Source organism: Sphingopyxis sp. NJF-3 (assembly GCF_053514865.1).
This window is the reverse complement of sequence record NZ_CM130726.1, coordinates 437665-453372: the sequence shown is the minus strand read 5'-3', so window position 1 is coordinate 453372 and position 15708 is coordinate 437665. Positions and strand designations below refer to the sequence as shown.

15 protein-coding genes are annotated in these 15708 nt (G+C 67.5%); 8 read left to right on the top strand and 7 right to left on the bottom strand.

Annotated elements, in window-relative coordinates; all coding sequences use genetic code 11:
* Window positions 1–24: 24 nt before the first annotated feature.
* Window positions 25–1608 carry an amidase gene (locus tag ACOTSS_RS02045; protein ID WP_448689900.1) on the top strand — a complete coding sequence of 528 codons (1584 nt, stop codon included), beginning with the start codon at window positions 25–27 and terminating at the stop codon, window positions 1606–1608.
* Between the two features lie 177 nt (window positions 1609–1785).
* Here the strand turns inward: ACOTSS_RS02045 and ACOTSS_RS02040 are convergent, their stop codons facing one another.
* Both ACOTSS_RS02040 and ACOTSS_RS02035 read right to left on the bottom strand, forming a co-directional pair.
* Window positions 1786–2268, bottom strand: coding sequence for a DUF2721 domain-containing protein (locus tag ACOTSS_RS02040; protein WP_448689899.1), 483 nt, complete (start codon window positions 2266–2268; stop codon window positions 1786–1788).
* 7 nt (window positions 2269–2275) lie between these two features.
* Window positions 2276–3493: an LL-diaminopimelate aminotransferase gene (locus tag ACOTSS_RS02035; protein WP_448689898.1), complete on the bottom strand. Its 1218-nt coding sequence runs from the start codon at window positions 3491–3493 to the stop codon at window positions 2276–2278.
* A gap of 116 nt (window positions 3494–3609) precedes the next feature.
* On the opposite strand from ACOTSS_RS02035, the gene ACOTSS_RS02030 reads away from it, so the two are divergent.
* The 3 genes from ACOTSS_RS02030 (at window position 3610) to clpS (ending at window position 6825) form a co-directional block, all read left to right on the top strand.
* On the top strand, window positions 3610–5397 hold the full coding sequence (locus tag ACOTSS_RS02030; RefSeq protein WP_448689897.1) for a PHA/PHB synthase family protein: 1788 nt from the start codon (window positions 3610–3612) through the stop codon (window positions 5395–5397).
* A gap of 122 nt (window positions 5398–5519) precedes the next feature.
* Window positions 5520–6260 (top strand): phasin family protein, encoded by a 741-nt coding sequence (locus ACOTSS_RS02025; protein ID WP_448689896.1) that lies wholly within the window; start codon window positions 5520–5522, stop codon window positions 6258–6260.
* A 199-nt stretch (window positions 6261–6459) separates the two neighbouring features.
* A complete protein-coding gene (gene clpS, locus ACOTSS_RS02020; protein WP_448689895.1) occupies window positions 6460–6825 on the top strand; it encodes an ATP-dependent Clp protease adapter ClpS in 366 nt (121 codons plus the stop codon).
* A 139-nt stretch (window positions 6826–6964) separates the two neighbouring features.
* Here clpS and ACOTSS_RS02015 read toward each other — a convergent pair whose 3' ends face one another.
* Window positions 6965–7456: a winged helix-turn-helix transcriptional regulator gene (locus ACOTSS_RS02015; RefSeq protein ID WP_448689894.1), complete on the bottom strand. Its 492-nt coding sequence runs from the start codon at window positions 7454–7456 to the stop codon at window positions 6965–6967.
* 196 nt (window positions 7457–7652) lie between these two features.
* On the opposite strand from ACOTSS_RS02015, the gene ACOTSS_RS02010 reads away from it, so the two are divergent.
* Both ACOTSS_RS02010 and ACOTSS_RS02005 read left to right on the top strand, forming a co-directional pair.
* Window positions 7653–8384 carry an SDR family oxidoreductase gene (locus ACOTSS_RS02010; RefSeq protein WP_448689893.1) on the top strand — a complete coding sequence of 244 codons (732 nt, stop codon included), beginning with the start codon at window positions 7653–7655 and terminating at the stop codon, window positions 8382–8384.
* Between the two features lie 199 nt (window positions 8385–8583).
* The gene (locus tag ACOTSS_RS02005; RefSeq protein WP_448689892.1) at window positions 8584–9183 is read left to right on the top strand and encodes a DsbA family protein; all 600 of its coding nucleotides are present in this window, start codon (window positions 8584–8586) and stop codon (window positions 9181–9183) included.
* On the opposite strand, the gene ACOTSS_RS02000 is transcribed toward ACOTSS_RS02005, so the two are convergent.
* The 4 genes from ACOTSS_RS02000 to ACOTSS_RS01985 form a co-directional block, all read right to left on the bottom strand.
* Window positions 9159–10115 (bottom strand): DMT family transporter, encoded by a 957-nt coding sequence (locus tag ACOTSS_RS02000; RefSeq protein ID WP_448689891.1) that lies wholly within the window; start codon window positions 10113–10115, stop codon window positions 9159–9161. The two genes, ACOTSS_RS02005 and ACOTSS_RS02000, sit on opposite strands and share 25 nt — an antisense overlap.
* 131 nt (window positions 10116–10246) lie before the next feature.
* Window positions 10247–11665, bottom strand: a complete 1419-nt coding sequence (locus ACOTSS_RS01995; protein WP_448689890.1) for a hypothetical protein — start codon at window positions 11663–11665, stop codon at window positions 10247–10249.
* Window positions 11662–12153, bottom strand: coding sequence for a hypothetical protein (locus ACOTSS_RS01990; protein WP_448689889.1), 492 nt, complete (start codon window positions 12151–12153; stop codon window positions 11662–11664). Before ACOTSS_RS01990 ends, ACOTSS_RS01995 begins: the two co-directional genes overlap by 4 nt.
* 57 nt (window positions 12154–12210) lie before the next feature.
* The gene (locus ACOTSS_RS01985; RefSeq protein ID WP_448689888.1) at window positions 12211–12690 is read right to left on the bottom strand and encodes a hypothetical protein; all 480 of its coding nucleotides are present in this window, start codon (window positions 12688–12690) and stop codon (window positions 12211–12213) included.
* A 285-nt stretch (window positions 12691–12975) separates the two neighbouring features.
* On the opposite strand from ACOTSS_RS01985, the gene ACOTSS_RS01980 reads away from it, so the two are divergent.
* On the top strand, window positions 12976–14625 hold the full coding sequence (locus ACOTSS_RS01980) for a CHASE domain-containing protein (RefSeq protein ID WP_448689887.1): 1650 nt from the start codon (window positions 12976–12978) through the stop codon (window positions 14623–14625).
* A 57-nt stretch (window positions 14626–14682) separates the two neighbouring features.
* Window positions 14683–15687, top strand: coding sequence for a LacI family DNA-binding transcriptional regulator (locus tag ACOTSS_RS01975; protein ID WP_448689886.1), 1005 nt, complete (start codon window positions 14683–14685; stop codon window positions 15685–15687).
* Window positions 15688–15708 lie beyond the last annotated feature (21 nt).

Here is a 15708-nt window from a genome sequence, read left to right as displayed (position 1 = left end):
TTACGGCTGCCAAGCCTGCATCCCATGGAAAAATTTCGCCCGCTCGCCGCGCTGGCGGTCGCCGCCGCCCTGCTGCCGCTCGTCCCCGCCGCCGCGATGCCGCCGCCGCTCCCCGATATCGAAGGCAAGGATGCGGCGACGCTCCAGGCCGAAATGACCGCGGGGACGATCGACAGCCAGCTCATCACCAGCATCTATCTCGACCGCATCCTGAAGCTCGACGACAATGGGCCGAAGCTCGGCGCGGTGATCGCAACCTTCCCCGACGCGCTCGCCGAGGCCCGGCGGCTCGACGCCGAGCGCCGCGCCGGAAAGGTCCGCGGCCCGCTCCACGGCATCCCGGTGCTGCTCAAGGACAATATCGAGGCCGCCGGGCCGGTGCCGACCACGGCGGGCTCGCTCGCGCTCAAGGACAATGTGACGAACCGCGATGCGCCGCTCGTCGCGCGGCTGCGCGAGGCGGGCGCGGTGATCCTCGGCAAGACCAATCTTTCGGAATGGGCGAACATCCGCTCGAACAGTTCGACGAGCGGCTGGAGCGCGGTCGGCGGGCTGACGAAGAACCCCTACGCGCTCGACCGCAACACCTGCGGATCGTCGGCGGGAAGCGGGGCGGCGATGGCGGCGAGTCTCGCGGCGCTGACGGTCGGGACCGAAACCGACGGCTCGATCACCTGCCCTGCGGGGCTGAACGGCATCGTCGGTTTCAAGCCCACGGTCGGGCTCGTCAGCCGCACCTTCATCGTGCCGATCAGCCACAGCCAGGACACGGCCGGGCCGATGACGCTGAGCGTGCGCGACGCCGCCGCGATGCTGGGCGTCATCGCGGGCAGCGATCCCGCCGACCCCGCGACCGCCGAGGCCGACGCGCACAAGGCCGACTTCGCCGCCACGCTGTCGCCGGACGCCTTGAAGGGCAAGCGCATCGGGGTGCTGCGCGACCGCATCGGCACGCGCGCCGACATCGCCGCGCTGTTCGACGCGGCGCTGAAGCAGATGGCCGGTCTCGGCGCGACGATCGTCGAGATCGAGGATAGCAAAACTGGCCTCGAAGGGCTTGGCGACGCCGAGTTCGAGGTGCTGATGATCGAGCTCAAGGCCGACATGGCCGCCTATCTCGCGAGCCTCCCGGCGACGAACGGGCCGAAGACGCTCGCCGACCTCATCGCCTTCAACAAGGCGCATCCCGAGGAATTGCGCTGGTTCGACCAGTCGCTGTTCGAGCTGGCCGAAGCCAAGGGCGGGCTCGATGGCCCCGCCTATCTCAAGGCGAAGGCCAAGGCGGCGCGGCTCGCCGGGCCCGAGGGGATCGATCGGCTGCTCAAGGCGCATGGCGTCGACCTGCTCGTCGGCGTGACCAACGGCCCCGCCTGGACCACCGACCTCGTCAACGGCGACCATTATACGGGGCCGAGCGTCAGCGACCTCCCCGCGGTCGCCGGTTACCCGCACCTGACCGTGCCGATGGGCGCGGTCGAAGGGCTGCCGGTGGGCCTCTCCTTCATCGGCCCGAAATGGTCCGACGGCGCGGTGCTCGCGGCGGGCTATGCCTATGAGCAGGCGAGCGCCAAGCGGATCGCGCCGACCTACAGGGCGAGCGTGGATTGATCCTCCCTGTCGCCTAGCGATGGGGAGGATTAAGCTAGGGCGTGATCATCTTTGACTGAAAAGCGTGTGTCCCCGCGAAGGCGGGGACCCAGAGCAGTCTCGCACCAACCCGCTCTGGGTCCCCGCCTTCGCGGGGACACACGGATTATTCATGACACCGATCTAACCGATCGAGCGCTAACGCCGCTGCCGCCGCAGCCAGCCCATTTCCTCACCCTCGAGCAGGTCCATCGGCACCTGGATCGCGCGGATGGCGAGGCGGACCTCGACGAGGAACAGCACCAGCGACACGAGCAGCAGCAGCATCGCGAGCGCGAACGCCCACGATGCCGCGACGCCGAGGTTGAGGCCGGTGAAGGCCTGGGTGAACAGCAGCGCGACGAGCAGGCAGACGACGATGCCGCAGACGACCGCGGCGAGGATCGAATTGTTGATCACCCGCATCCGCCGGTCGGCGGCGCGCAGTTCGGCGACCACCCGCCCATGCTCCTCGCCCTCGGTCTCGGGCCAGCGCGCCATCAGCACCCGCGATCGGTCGACGACGCGCGACAGCCGCCCCGCGAGCACGTTGAGCAGGCTGCCGGTCGCGACCAGCAGGAACACCGGCGTGACCGACAGCTGGATCGTCTGGGCTATCGCGCTCGCGTCCAAGGTCGCCACCTGCCGATCAGTTCCCGCCCGCGGCGATCGACGGCGTGTTGACGCCGTGCATCGACAGGAATTTGCGGATGTTGCGCGCCGCCTGGCGGATGCGCTGCTCATTCTCTACCATCGCGATGCGGACGAAGCCTTCGCCGTCCTCGCCATAACCGACCCCCGGCGCGACCGCGACCTTGGCGTGGGTCAGAAGCTGCTTCGAAAATTCGAGGCTGCCCATCTCCCTCAGCGCGGGCGGCAGCGGCGCCCAGGCGAACATCGACGCCGGCGGGCTGGGGATTTCCCAGCCGGCGCGGCCAAAGCTCTCGACCATCACGTCGCGGCGCTTCTGATACAGCTCGCGGTTCCGCGCGACGATATCCTGCGGGCCGTTGAGCGCGGCGCAGGCCGCGGCCTGGATCGGCGTGAAGGCGCCATAGTCGAGGTAGGATTTGACCCGCGTCATCGCCGCGATCAGCCGCTTGTTGCCGACCGCGAAGCCCATGCGCCAGCCCGCCATCGAATAGGTTTTCGACATCGACGTGAACTCGATCGCGACGTCCTTCGCGCCGGGCACCTGCAGGATGGAGGGTGTCGGATTGCCGTCGTAATAGAGTTCCGAATAGGCAAGGTCGCTGAGCACCCAGACCTTGTTCTCCTTCGCCCAGGCGACGAGCCGTTCGTAAAAGGCGAGGTCGACCGCCTCGGCGGTCGGGTTCGACGGATAATTGACCACCAGGATCGACGGGCGCGGCACGGTGAAGGCCATCGCGCGGTCGAGCGCACGCCAGTAATTCTCGTCGGGCGTCGTCGGCACGCTGCGGATCGTCGCCCCGGCGATGATGAAGCCGAAGGTGTGGATCGGATAGCTGGGGTTCGGCGCGAGCACGACGTCGCCGGGGCCGGTGATCGCGGTCGCGAGGCTCGCGAGCCCCTCCTTCGACCCCATCGTCACCACGACCTCGCTCTCGGGATCGAGTTCGACGTTGAAGCGGCGGGCGTAATAATTGGCCTGCGCGCGGCGAAGGCCCGGAATGCCCTTCGACTGCGAATAGCCGTGCGCGTCGGGCTTCTGCGCCACCTCGCACAGCTTGTCGATGACATGCTGCGGCGGCGGCAGGTCGGGGTTGCCCATCCCCAGGTCGATGATGTCTTCGCCCGCCGCGCGTGCTGCCGCTCGCATCGCGTTGACTTCGGCGATGACATAGGGCGGCAAGCGCTTGATGCGATAGAATTCATCTTCGGACATGGGAAACTAGAACAACTCCTTTTCGTGTGCGTTTGAATTGACGCGAGCGGCAATCTCGCCAGCCGCATCGCGGCTTGTTATAGGCATATTGACGGCACTGACCAGCGGGAACGAACATGAGCGATGCGGGCACCGACAAGGGTGGGAAAGACACGGTCGACACGCTGAACCCTTTCATGCCGTGGCCCGAAGACATGCAGCATTGGTCGAGCGTCATGGCGCGCGCGCAGCAGATGATGCTCGACTTTGCGCTGGGCCAGGCCGACGCGGGCCAGACCGCTACGCCGCTATTCGATCCGACCCGATGGCTGGGCAGCGACGGCGCGCAGATGTGGGCCGAGCAGAGTGCGAAGATGTGGGAACAGGGCGCCGCCTTCTGGACCTCGCTCGCGGCGCTGGCTCCCGGCTTCACCCCCGATCCGCCCGCCGATGCCCCGAGGGACCGGCGCTTCGCCGATCCCGACTGGACCGCGAATCCGGCGTTCGCGCTGATCCGCCAGACCTATGGCCTGCTGTCCGATCAATTGCTCGCGACCACGCGGCAGATGCAGGGGCTCGACGAAGCCGCGCGCGCCAAGATGGAGTTCGCGGCGAAATCGATGACCGAGGCGCTGTCGCCGACCAACCTCGCGATCACCAATCCCGAGGTGATCAAGCGCGCGGTTGAGACGCGCGGCGAAAGCCTGCTCAAGGGGCTCCGCCACATGCTCGCCGACCTGTCGCGCGGGCAATTGAGCCATGTCGATCCCCACGCCTTCGAGGTCGGGGTCAATATCGCGACGACGCCGGGCAAGGTGATCCACGAGACCGAGCTCTACCAGCTCATTCACTATGCGCCGACGACGAAGGAGGTGTTCACCGTCCCGCTCGTCATCTTCCCGCCGTGGATCAACCGTTTCTATATCCTCGACCTCAACCCCGCGAAGAGCTTCGTCAAATGGGCGACCGAACAGGGGCTCTCGGTCTTCATGGTGTCGTGGAAATCGGCCGACGCGTCGATGAAGGATCTGGTGTGGGACGATTATGTCGCGGCGCAGGTCGACGCGATCGACACGGTCCGCGACCTGCTCGCGGTGCCGCACGTCCACGCGATCGGCTATTGCGTAGCCGGCACCACCCTCGCCGCGACGCTCGCGATGCTGGCGGCGAAGGGGGAGGCCGACAAGGTGAAGTCGGCGACCTTCTTCACCGCGCAGGTCGATTTCGAACTCGCGGGCGACCTCAAGATGTTCGTCGATGACTCCTATCTGGCGCTGCTCCAGCAGCTTTCGGCGCAGGGCTATCTCGACGGCCGCTACATGGCCGCGACCTTCAACACGCTGCGCGGGCGCGACCTGATCTGGAATTATGTCGTCAGCAATTATCTGCTCGGCAACGACTATCCGCCCTTCGACCTGCTCTACTGGAACGGCGACGTCACCAACCTGCCCGCGAAATGGCACCGGCAGTATCTGGTCGACCTCTATCGCGACAACAGGCTGGTCGTCCCGAACAGCCTGTCGGTGTGCGGCACCCCGATCGACCTTAAGAAGATCAGGACCCCCGCCTATATCCAGGCGGGGCGCGAGGACCATATCGCGCCGCTCGCCAGCGTCTGGCGGCTGATGGATCATCTGGCGGGCCCCAGGACCTTCCTGCTCGCGGGATCGGGGCATATCGCCGGGGTCGTCAACCCGCCCGCGGCGGGCAAATATCAATATTGGACCGGCGACAATGCCGCCGCGAGCCTCGACGACTTCACCGCCTCGGCGACCGAGACCAAGGGAAGCTGGTGGCCGCACTGGATCGGCTGGATCGCGGCGCAGGACGGCGCGAAGACCCCCGCCAAGGGTGCGCGCGTTCCCGGCAAGGGCAAGAAAAAGGCGATCGAGGACGCCCCCGGCCGCTACGTCAAGCAACGGTAATATCCCGCGATTATCCTGCCATCGTGGCGGCTTCGCGATTATTTTTGTGCGGTGCACAAAAATTCTCTTGAAATCGCCGCGCCACTCCTATATTGTGCACTGCAACATAAAGGAGTTGTCCCATGGCTACCAAGATGGACAGTGCTGAAAAGGCTTTCGAAGCCGCGACGCTGGAAACCGCCGCCAAGCCGGCGACTCCCGCGGCCCCGGCTGTCGCCGAAGCCGCCGCCCCGACCCCCGCGAAGGTCGAGGCGCCCAAGACCAAGACCGTGAAGGCCAAGGCCAAGCCGGTCCAAAAGAAGGCCGCAAAGCCGGCCACCAAGGCCGCTCCCAAGAAGGCGACCGCGAAGACGATTGCTCCCAAGATCAAGGCCGCGCCGAAGCCGGTCGCCGCCGCCACCAAAGGATTCAAGACCATGAACGACACCGTCAAGAAGTTCGCCGACGAAGCCAAGGCCCGCACCGAAGCCCTGACCGCCGATTTCAACGAGCGCGCCAAGGAAGCGATGTCGAAGACCAGCAAGCTCGCCGAAGAAGCCGTCGAGTTCAACAAGGCCAATGTCGAAGCGCTGGTCGAAGCCGGCAAGATCGCCGCCAAGAACTTCGAAACGCTCGGCCAGGAAGGCGTCGCCTTCGCCCGCAAGAGCTTCGAGGACACGTCGGCCGCGCTGAAGGGCTACACCGCCGTCAAGTCGCCGGCCGAATTCTTCAAGCTCTATGCCGAGAACAGCAAGAAGGCGTTCGACGCCGCCGTCGCGCAGACCTCGAAGACCAGCGAGCTGGTCGTCAAGATGGCGAACGACAGCTTCGCGCCGATCTCGAACCGCGTGTCGGTCATCAGCTCGAAGATGAAGGCAGCCTAAGGGCCTTCCTCTTCCCGTTGGCGCGGGCCTCTCTCCCCTCCCCCCGCCTGCGCCGGCGACCCCAGGACCGCTCGCATCCCTCGCGGATGCGGGCGGTTCTTGCTTTCGCTGGGTCCGCTTTCCGCAAGGAGCCGCGAAAAGGGGGTTAATGCTTCCCCGCCCTCTTGCGATTCCACTGCCGCGTGCGATATTCCGGGTGATGATGTTTTCCGTTCCGCCCTCCGGTCCGGTCCGCGCCATGGCGGACAAGGACGACGACGCGCCCGGCACCCCCGGCGTCGGCATCGCGACGCGCACCCGCGCGAAGCCCAAGAAGCCGTCGATGTACAAGGTGCTGCTGCTCAACGACGATTACACCCCGATGGAGTTCGTCGTGATGGTGCTGCAGCGCTTCTTCAACATGGACATCGAACAGGCGACGCAGGTGATGCTCCACGTCCACCAGCAGGGCGTCGGCGTGTGCGGCGTGTTCAGCTACGAGGTCGCCGAGACCAAGGTGAACCAGGTGATGGACGCCGCGCGGCAGAACCAGCACCCGCTCCAGTGCACGCTGGAAAAAGCCTGACCCTTTGTCCCCTCCCTGAAAGGGAGGGGTAGCGAGACTTGCGGACTTGTCCGCTAGTCGCAGCTAGGGGTGGGTCGGCGATCAAGAAAGAACGCCTGCGGCCACCCACCCCCAACCTCTCCCTTTCAGGGAGGGGAGATCAACCCGCCTTCGCTGCCTGCTCGGCCCTGAGCGCCGGCGACGGCTCTCCCTTCAGCGCGCCATAGCGCAGCACCTCGCCGCAGCCGGGGCAGACGGTCGCCGTGCCGACGTCGGTGCCGCAGGTGCGGTGGATATAACGCATCGCGGGCCCGCCGCCGGTCTCGCCCGCTTCATACGCCCAGCGCTCGGCCCAGCCGCGCATCGCGTAGAGGACGTCGAACAGATCCCTGCCCTTCGCGGTCAGCCGATATTCGTGGCGCGGCGGCCGCTCGCGATAGGCCTGGCGCTCGACCACGCCCTCGGCCAGCAGCCGCTTGAGCCGCGCCGAGATAAGCTGCGGGCCAAGGCCGCTATTCGCCGCGATCGCCTCGAACCGCCCCCGCCCGAAGAACAGCTCGCGCAGGATCAGCAGCACCGCCCGGTCGCCGAGCAGCTCGGCGGCGCGGCCGACGGGACAATAGGTGTCCGAGAGGTCGGTACGCTTGGGCATGGGCCCTCACCAACTCGCGTCATTGCGAGCGCAGCGAAGCAATCCAGAGCGGTTGACGCCACCCTGGATTGCTTCGCTGCGCTCGCAATGACGAACCATTTTCCATGACCGTCGAAGGGACCTCCTCATCAAAAGAGAAAATATCTTGTCACTATGATTATCATATCTACTATGCCTCTCCAAGAGGAGAGTCGCGATGCCCAACCCCGCAGCCATCATCATCGGCGCCGGCGACGCTACGGGCGGCGCGATCGCGCGCGCCTTTGCCGCCGAGGGCCTCACCGCCTGCGTCAACCGCCGGACTCGCAACGCCGATGCGCTCGAAACGCTTGCAGGGTCGATCCGCGATGCAGGGCATCAGGCGCGCGCCTTCCCTGCCGATGCCCGCGACGAAGCCGAGATGATCGCGCTGTTCGACCGGGTCGAGGCCGAGGTCGGCCCGGTCGAGGTCGCGGTGTTCAACATCGGCGCCAATGTGAACTTCCCGATCAGCGAGACGAGTGTGCGCGTCTATACCAAGGTCTGGGAAATGGCGTGTCTCGCGGGCTTCCTGACGGGGCGCGAGGCCGCGAAGCGCATGGCTCCGCGCGGCCGCGGGACAATCCTCTTCACCGGCGCGACGGCAAGCCTGCGCGGCGGATCGGGCTTTTCGGCCTTCTCGGGCGCCAAGGCGGCGCTGCGGATGCTCGCCCAGTCGATGGCGCGCGAGCTGGGGCCGCAGGGCATCCACGTCGCGCACACCGTCATCGACGGCGCGATCGACACCGAATTCATCAAGGGCCGCCATCCCGATTTCGATCGCGCGAAGGCGCAGGACCTGATCCTCAATCCCGAAGCCATCGCCGCCAATTACGTCATGCTCCATCGCCAGCCCAAAAGCGCCTGGACGCACGAACTCGACCTTCGCCCCTGGGGAGAAAAATGGTGACGGGAATACCCTCTCCCCTTGCGGGAGAGGGTTGCGGAGACTTGGCGGCTCTGCCGCCTAGTCATAGCTGGGTGAGGGGTATGCGATCCGCAGGATCGCGCGAGCTTCGCTCGCACCCCTCATCCAAGTCCGCCTAATCGCTTTGCGATAAGGCTCCCTATCCTTCTCCCGCAAGGGGAGAAGGGAAAGGATTGGAAACATGACCAAGACCCTCGAACTCATCTTCGATTTCGGCAGCCCCAACGCCTATCTGACGCTGAAGGTGCTGCCCGAATTGCTCGACCGCACCGGCGCAGACCTCGTCATCACGCCCTGCCTGCTCGGCGGCATCTTCAAGACGACCGGCAACAAGGCGCCGATGCTCCAATATGCCGACGTCCCGGCGAAGCTCGCCTATGAGAATCTCGAGATGCGCCGCTTCATCGACCGGCACGGCCTGACGAAATTCCGGCTGAACCCGCATTTTCCGGTCAACACCCTCCTCCTCATGCGCGGCGCGATCGTCGCCGAGGATGAAGGCCATCTCGACGACTATATCGACGCGGCGAACCGCGCGATGTGGGAAGAGGGGCTGAAGATGGACGACCCGGAGGTCGCCGCCGCCTTCCTTTCGGCGAACGGCTTCGACGGCCCCGCGCTGCTCGCGCGGACGCAGGAGCCCGGGATCAAGGCAAGGCTCGCCGCCAACACCGAGGCCGCGGTCGCGCGCGGCGTGTTCGGCATCCCGACCTTCTTCGTCGGCGATGCCATGTTCTTCGGCAAGGATCGGCTCGATCAGGTGGAGGCGGCGCTCGCCTGACCGCCCTCGGCGGGTTTTCCCGCTACCCATATGCCCGCGACGATCAGCACCAGCCCCGCGACGTGGAAGGGGTGCAGCGCCTCGCCCAGGAACAGCATCGCCAGCCCCGCGCCCATCAGCGGCATCACGTTCAGGAACTGGCCGGTCGCCGCCGATCCGATCAGTTCGACCCCGCGGTTGAAGAAGAGATAGGCGAGGAAGGACGGAAAGACCGAGACATAGGCGATCGCCAGCGCGCTTTCCGCCGCGGGCACGATCCGCCGTCCGCCCGCCAGCTCGACCATATAGACGGGCGCGATGAGCAGGATGCCGACGATGATCGAGGCGGCGAGCAGGCTCAGCGGATGTACCGGCGGCCGCCGCCGGAGCAGCACCGAATAGAGCGCCCACAGCAGCACCGCGACGCCGATGATCGCATCCCCCCTGTTCAATTGCAGCGCGAGCAGCACGGCGGGATCGCCGCGCCCGATGATCGCCAGCACGCCCGCGAGCGACACGATCACCCCGGCAATCTGCCGCGGGCTCGTCCGGTCGCGCATCACCAGCGCGCCGACGATCAGGATCAGAGCGGGCTGGGCCGACTGGATCAGCATCGAATTGAGCGCGGTCGTGGTCTGCAGCCCGGTATAGAGCAGGACGTTGAACGAGCCGATCCCGAGGAGCCCGAGCGTCAGCACCACCGGCCAGCACGCGCGGAGTGCCGGCCAGTCGCGCTTCAGATGCGGCCAGGCGAGCGGCAGCAGCAGCGCGAGCGCGATCGTCCAGCGCCAGAAGGCGAGCGCCGCGGGCGGCACCAGCTCGCGCGCCGCGCGCCCGACGATCGAATTGCCCGCCCAGAACAGCGCGGTCAGCGTCAGCAGCACATAGGCACGCGACCACAATGCGCCCACCCCGCCACGCGCGCCCACCGCCTCGCTCCCTTCGCTGCTCATCACCCCTCTCTGTCGGCGCGGGCGTCGCGTGGCAACCGCCTCTTTTCGGCCATCAGAGACACGTCACGGTCTTCGGCAGAAGCAGACGCGCCAACAATCCTCGCCACCAGAGAGCAGCTATGGAACCATCCTCAACCGGCGGGGACGGCCCCGCCGGTTGCGAGCCAGGCCGACACCAGCGAATCCAGCCTGTCGAGCCTTTCCGCATGGGCCGCATTCAGCCTTTCCTGCCGCGCCTCGCGCGCTTCACGCGCCCGAACGACAGCGATCGCGCGGGCCACCGGGTCAGCGATATCGGCGAGCGCCTCGCGCTCGTCCTTGCCGAAAAGGCTGCCGTCGGGACGCGGCCCGAGCAACAGCCACCCGACGCGACCATGGCCTTCGGCGTCGAGCGGAACGCGCATCGGGAACAGGCGATCGTGCCGGTCGCTGTCGATCGCGTCGCCGGCCGGCGGTTGCCACCCGCTGCGCCACGCCTCGACGTCCTCGATCGCGACATCCCTCGCGCCCTCTATCTTCTCACCGACGAGCAATGCGGCCTGGCGCGCGCGAACGCCCTTCAGAACGGCGTCGAGCACCGCCGAAGCCAGCCCGTCCAGTCCCGCTGTCTCGCGCAGGTCGCCGACCAGCAGCGGCAGGCCGCGGCGAAGATGCAGCAGATGCTTCTGGAACCGGCGTTCCGCCCAATGCGTGACCCGATGGTGCAGCGGCGAGATCATCGCCGCCGCCGCCGCCGCCGCCAGACCGCCGGCGAATACCCCGAACCCGTGCCCCAGATATTCTTCGCCCAACAGCTCGATCACGCGCTCGGTGCCGGCGAAGATGGCGAGCAGCGCGACCGTCAACGCGCCATAGGCGATCGAACGGCTGATCGCCGCCTCGGCATCGTAAAGACGATAGCGCAGCAGCGAGATCAGCAGGCCGCCCACCATGCAGAGCGAAGCGACGAGACCGAATATGTTCGAAACCAGGGAGAGCGTCCAGTAAGCTGGCCCCCCGATCTGCATGGCGGCGAGGTAAAACAGGCCCGCCAGGATCAGGCTGGCGCCGCCCGCCACCAGCCCGAAGATGCCCCAGCGCACCTGTTGGCGCCCGGTGCCGAGCGGCATTCGGCGAAAGCGCAGCCATTGCCTCCCCATGCCGAGCGCGAGGAACGCGAGGATCGCCGGAACGCTGATCGAGAGGGACGGCATGACGAGCATGATGACCGACCAGCAACCGAGCGCGCCCGCGATGAGCCAGGCCGCCCGCGAGCCCATGCGACCGTCCGGAAATGCCAGCAGACCCAAGAGCAGCAGCGGCCAGTTGAGATTGGAAATGAATTGGAGCGCGTCGGCAACTTGGGGCTGATTCAGCCATACGATCGCCTGCCATGACAGCCCGACCTGGCAAACGAAGGCGAGCGCCAGAATGGCCGGCACCGGGTCGCGACGGCGGCGAAACAACAGCGCGGCGGCGCAAAGCGTTGCAATGCTCGAAAGAACGCCGGTTGTGATTTCGAACCAGCGCGTTCGCTCGGCATCGCGCGTGTTGGCGCGGTTGCGTGTCAATCGATGCTCGCGGACCTTCCCGTCTGCGCCCGCAACGACAGGCGGATCGCCGCGCCTTCCGGACGCGCCAATGCCTCCCGGGCCGCATTATAGCTCGCCCCGATCTTCTCCATCGGGATACCGTCGATCGCCACGATCGCATCGCCCGGCCGTATGTCCTGCGCGATGGCCTCGGAACCGACGACCAGCACGAGCTGCTGTCCCGAGGAGTCGGCGCTCAGACCGTAATTCAACCAGCCATATTCCATCGGCTGGGCGCTTTGCCAGGCGTTGAGCGCGGCGACGGCGATCGAAAGCCCCATCAGCGCGAACCACACCGCATCGTAAATCCTGAGCGCCCGGCCGCGCAGCGCCGGCAACGCTTCGGGCAGCGGCAGCTTGGGCTTTTCGGACACCCATTTGATCATCGCGATTTCCCCCTTCCACCCCTTTAGAGTCTTTGGTTCGCCGGGAGCAAGTGCGCGGGCGCGCGGCAGCCCGCCCGGCAAAAATGGATGGATGGGAGCGGTTTTGCACGCGCCTGCCTTGTCGCAGCCGCGCGTGGGTCAGCCCAGCGCCGGCCCCAGCAGGCATTTATAGCCGTGCAGCCCGACGACGGCCTCGCCCTCGCACAATGGCGCGGCAATCAGCCGCACCCAGCGGGTCTCCGCCCGCGCGGGGCTGATTTCGACGTCGAGGGTGAAGCCGCGGCGGTGCGCGATCGCATGGGCGCGCAGCCGCTCCATCGCCGCGCGCGATCCCTCGCAATAAAGCGCGACCGCATCCTCGCGCGCAACCGTGGCGCCGCGCGGAAGCCCGAACAGGTCATAGACCGTCGGCGACCAGGTCAGGCTGTCGCCCGCCAGGTCGCAGTGCCACGCGCCGACCCCCGCATGGGTCATCGCCTCACTCTCGTCCACCGCCCCGATCGCCATGTCCGCGGGGGGACGAATGCCCTGCCTGTCGACCCAGCCGAGATCGAAATGGCGCGCGCGTTCGAACAGCGGCCAGCTATGGTGGAGCGGCAGGGGATATTGATGTCGCAATGCGGGTGGTCCTCCCGCCCCCGATGCTAGCGCATGGCGCCCCGGAAATGTCAAACGTCCAATGCCGCGGGTGGTGACTCGGTTTGAAGGCATGCGTACGATTTTTCTTTCTTCGTCACCCCGGACTTGATCCGGGGTGACGAAGCAGGGAACGGCGCCTTCCAAATCCAAACTGAGTCACCACCATGCCGCGCGGACCAGAATGGCCTTGCCCTCGGTCGCCCGGCGTGAAACAAACGGGTGGTTGAGGGCGCCGTGCCGGTCTCTGTCAGCAGGATACCCACCATGCGTCCATCGCTCTGGGCAGATCGGCTGATGGCCCTTTCGGTCCGCGTGATCGGGCTGGTGATCATGCTCGCCGCGCTCGCCGCCGCCGTCGCCAGCTTCTTCTACAACAAGGCGCAGGAATCCGACCAGGCGGCGCGCATCGCCATGCAGGTCAACGCGCGGTTCAGCGACCAGCTCTCGATCCTCGAAGGGGTGCGCGCGCTCTATCAGTCGGACAAGTCGGCCGGCGGCGCCAGCGTCCGCGCCTATCTCGCCGCGCTCCAGCCGCAGGCGCGCGCGCCGGGGATGCAGGGCGTCGGCGTCGCGATCGCGATGGCGCGCAGCACGCCCGCCGCGGTCGAGGCGCGGCTGCGCGAAAATTACGGCCGCGATATCGCGGTCTGGCCCGCGACGGACCAGCCCGTCGGCTTTCCCATCGTCCTCATCGAGCCCGACGATCCACTCAACGCCGACGCGCTCGGCTACGACATGTACAGCGAGCCGGTTCGGCGCGAGGCGATGCGCCGCGCCTGGCTGACCGGCCAGCCGGCGGCGAGCGGCATCGTCCAGCTGGTTCAGGAACGGCACGCGGGCAGCAAACAGCCCGGTTTCCTGATCTATGTTCCCGTCTATGCCGAGCGGCCGCTGCTCGACGCAGGCGCCGCGCCGCCTCCGGACGAGGCCGCGACCCCGCCGACCGTCGCCACCGCGCGCGGCGCGCGTCCGGTCGAGGCGTTCGTCTATGCGCCTTTCCGAATCCACGACCTGATGACCTCGGTTCTCGGCAGACAGATCGACGGCATCGACGGGATAGAGGTGACCGCGGGCGAAGGCCCGTCGGCACCGCGCGTCTTCGTCCACGGCAAGATCGGCTGGGACGCGCACGAGCAGCGACTGCAGGTCGCCGACCGGCAATGGACGATGCGCATATCCTACGGCCGCTTCATCGACCGGCTGGGGCGGCCGCTCGCCATCCTGCTGTTCGGGGTCGCGATCGCCTTTCTCGCCATCCGGCTCCACCAGATGCAGCACCGGCGCCTCGGCGCCTTTCAGGCGCTCGCCGAGGAGAAGGAGCGCCATGCCGAGGATCGCGAGCTGATGATCGGCGAAATGGCGCACCGCATGAAGAACGCCTTCGCGCGCATCGGCGCGCTCGCGCGCATCACGGTGCGCGAATCGAAGGATCTGACCGATTTCGAAACCCGCTTCGACGGGCGGTTGCGCGCGCTGTCCGACGCGAAGCAGATGCTCGTCACCGGCGCGGTCGAGACCGTCGATCTCGGCGCGATCATCCGCCGCGAGCTCGACGTCGCGGGGTGGCCGGCCGAGCGCCTCGCCGCGCTCGCCGGCCCCGACGTGCGCCTGGGCGACGAGGCCGCGCAGGCGCTCGCGCTCGCGATCCACGAACTCGTGACCAACAGCATCAAATATGGCGCGCTCGCCGGGCGGGGTGAACTTGCGGTCGGCTGGCGCCGCGACGGCGAGGAGGTCACGCTCGACTGGACCGAAAGCGGCCTTCCCGAAACGCCGCATGTCGACACCGAAAGCTTCGGCACCCAGTTCATCCGCTCGCTGATCGAACGCCAGCTCAAGGGCAGCTGGGACCGCCACGCCGCCGACCACAGCCTCGCCGTGACCATCCGCTGGCCTGCCCCCGCGCCGGATTGACAAGCCCCCGGCGCGCGGCGAGAGAGGCCGGACGGCTTCGGCACCGAGGGGAGTAAGATGCTGCGTCCGACATCCTTCGACGTCGCCGAGCGCGCGGGCGTTTCACAGTCGACCGTGTCGCGCGCCTTGCGCGGCAGCCCCGGCGTCAATGCGGAAACCCGCGCGCGCGTGTCCGCCGCGGCGCGCGAATTGGGCTATGTCGTCGATCGCCACGCCTCGTCGCTGCGACTCAAGAGCAGCGAGACGATCGCGCTCGTCACCATCTGCCGCCCCGGCGAGGACCGGAGCGCGATCAACCCCTTCTATTTCGCGCTGCTGGGCAGCATCGCCGCCGCGACCTCGGCGCGCGGCTTCAACCTGCTCGTCAGCTTCCAGGAAAGCCCCGACAATTTCCGCGCCGATTTCGTCGCCTCGGGTCTCGCCGACGCGATGATCGTCATCGGCACGACCAGCAACCGCCCGGCGTGGCAATATTTCGCCGAGGCGCAGGCGTCGGGGCTCGACTTCACCTGCTGGGGCAGCCCCGGCGATCCCTTCCACTGGATGCGCAGCGACAACGAGATCGGCGGCCGGCTCGCCGCCGAGCATCTCGTCGCCAGCGGCCGCCGCCGCATCGCCTTCGTCGGCCCGCAGCAATCGCCGCAGCGCCAGTTCGACGAGCGCCGCGACGGCTTCACCGCCGCGCTCGCCGCGCACGGGATCACCCCGGTGGTCATCGCTCCGCCGCCGGCGCCCGACCGCCACGCGCAGGGCGTCGCCGCCGCCGCCGAGCTCCTCGCCGCGCACCCCGACGTCGACGCGATCTTCGCGGCGAGCGACATGCTGGCGCTCGGGGTCCTGCAGGGCCTCAAGGACGCGGGCCGCCGCGTGCCGGGCGACATCGCGCTGATCGGCTTCGACGGCATCCGCGCCGGCACCCTCGTCGATCCGGCGCTCTCGACGATCGAGCCCGACCTCGACGCCGCGGGCGAGGCGCTCGTCGCAATGGCGCTCGAGGACGCCGATCACAGCCGCAGCGGCACGCGCATCCCCGTCCGCCTCGCGCTCCGCGGCACCGCCTGAGCGCCGCGGTAGCCGGAAAAG

Bases quoted from the DNA above. Each gene is read 5' to 3' on its own strand.
- ACOTSS_RS01975 (WP_448689886.1), top strand. From the start codon at position 14,683: ATGCTGCGTCCGACATCCTTCGACGTCGCCGAGCGCGCGGGCGTTTCA.
- ACOTSS_RS02005 (WP_448689892.1), top strand. From the start codon at position 8,584: ATGACCAAGACCCTCGAACTCATCTTCGATTTCGGCAGCCCCAACGCC.
- ACOTSS_RS01980 (WP_448689887.1), top strand. From the start codon at position 12,976: ATGCGTCCATCGCTCTGGGCAGATCGGCTGATGGCCCTTTCGGTCCGC.
- ACOTSS_RS02015 (WP_448689894.1), bottom strand. From the start codon at position 7,456: ATGCCCAAGCGTACCGACCTCTCGGACACCTATTGTCCCGTCGGCCGC.
- ACOTSS_RS02000 (WP_448689891.1), bottom strand. From the start codon at position 10,115: ATGAGCAGCGAAGGGAGCGAGGCGGTGGGCGCGCGTGGCGGGGTGGGC.
- ACOTSS_RS02035 (WP_448689898.1), bottom strand. From the start codon at position 3,493: ATGTCCGAAGATGAATTCTATCGCATCAAGCGCTTGCCGCCCTATGTC.
- ACOTSS_RS02045 (WP_448689900.1), top strand. From the start codon at position 25: ATGGAAAAATTTCGCCCGCTCGCCGCGCTGGCGGTCGCCGCCGCCCTG.
- ACOTSS_RS02030 (WP_448689897.1), top strand. From the start codon at position 3,610: ATGAGCGATGCGGGCACCGACAAGGGTGGGAAAGACACGGTCGACACG.
- ACOTSS_RS02025 (WP_448689896.1), top strand. From the start codon at position 5,520: ATGGCTACCAAGATGGACAGTGCTGAAAAGGCTTTCGAAGCCGCGACG.
- clpS (WP_448689895.1), top strand. From the start codon at position 6,460: ATGATGTTTTCCGTTCCGCCCTCCGGTCCGGTCCGCGCCATGGCGGAC.
- ACOTSS_RS02010 (WP_448689893.1), top strand. From the start codon at position 7,653: ATGCCCAACCCCGCAGCCATCATCATCGGCGCCGGCGACGCTACGGGC.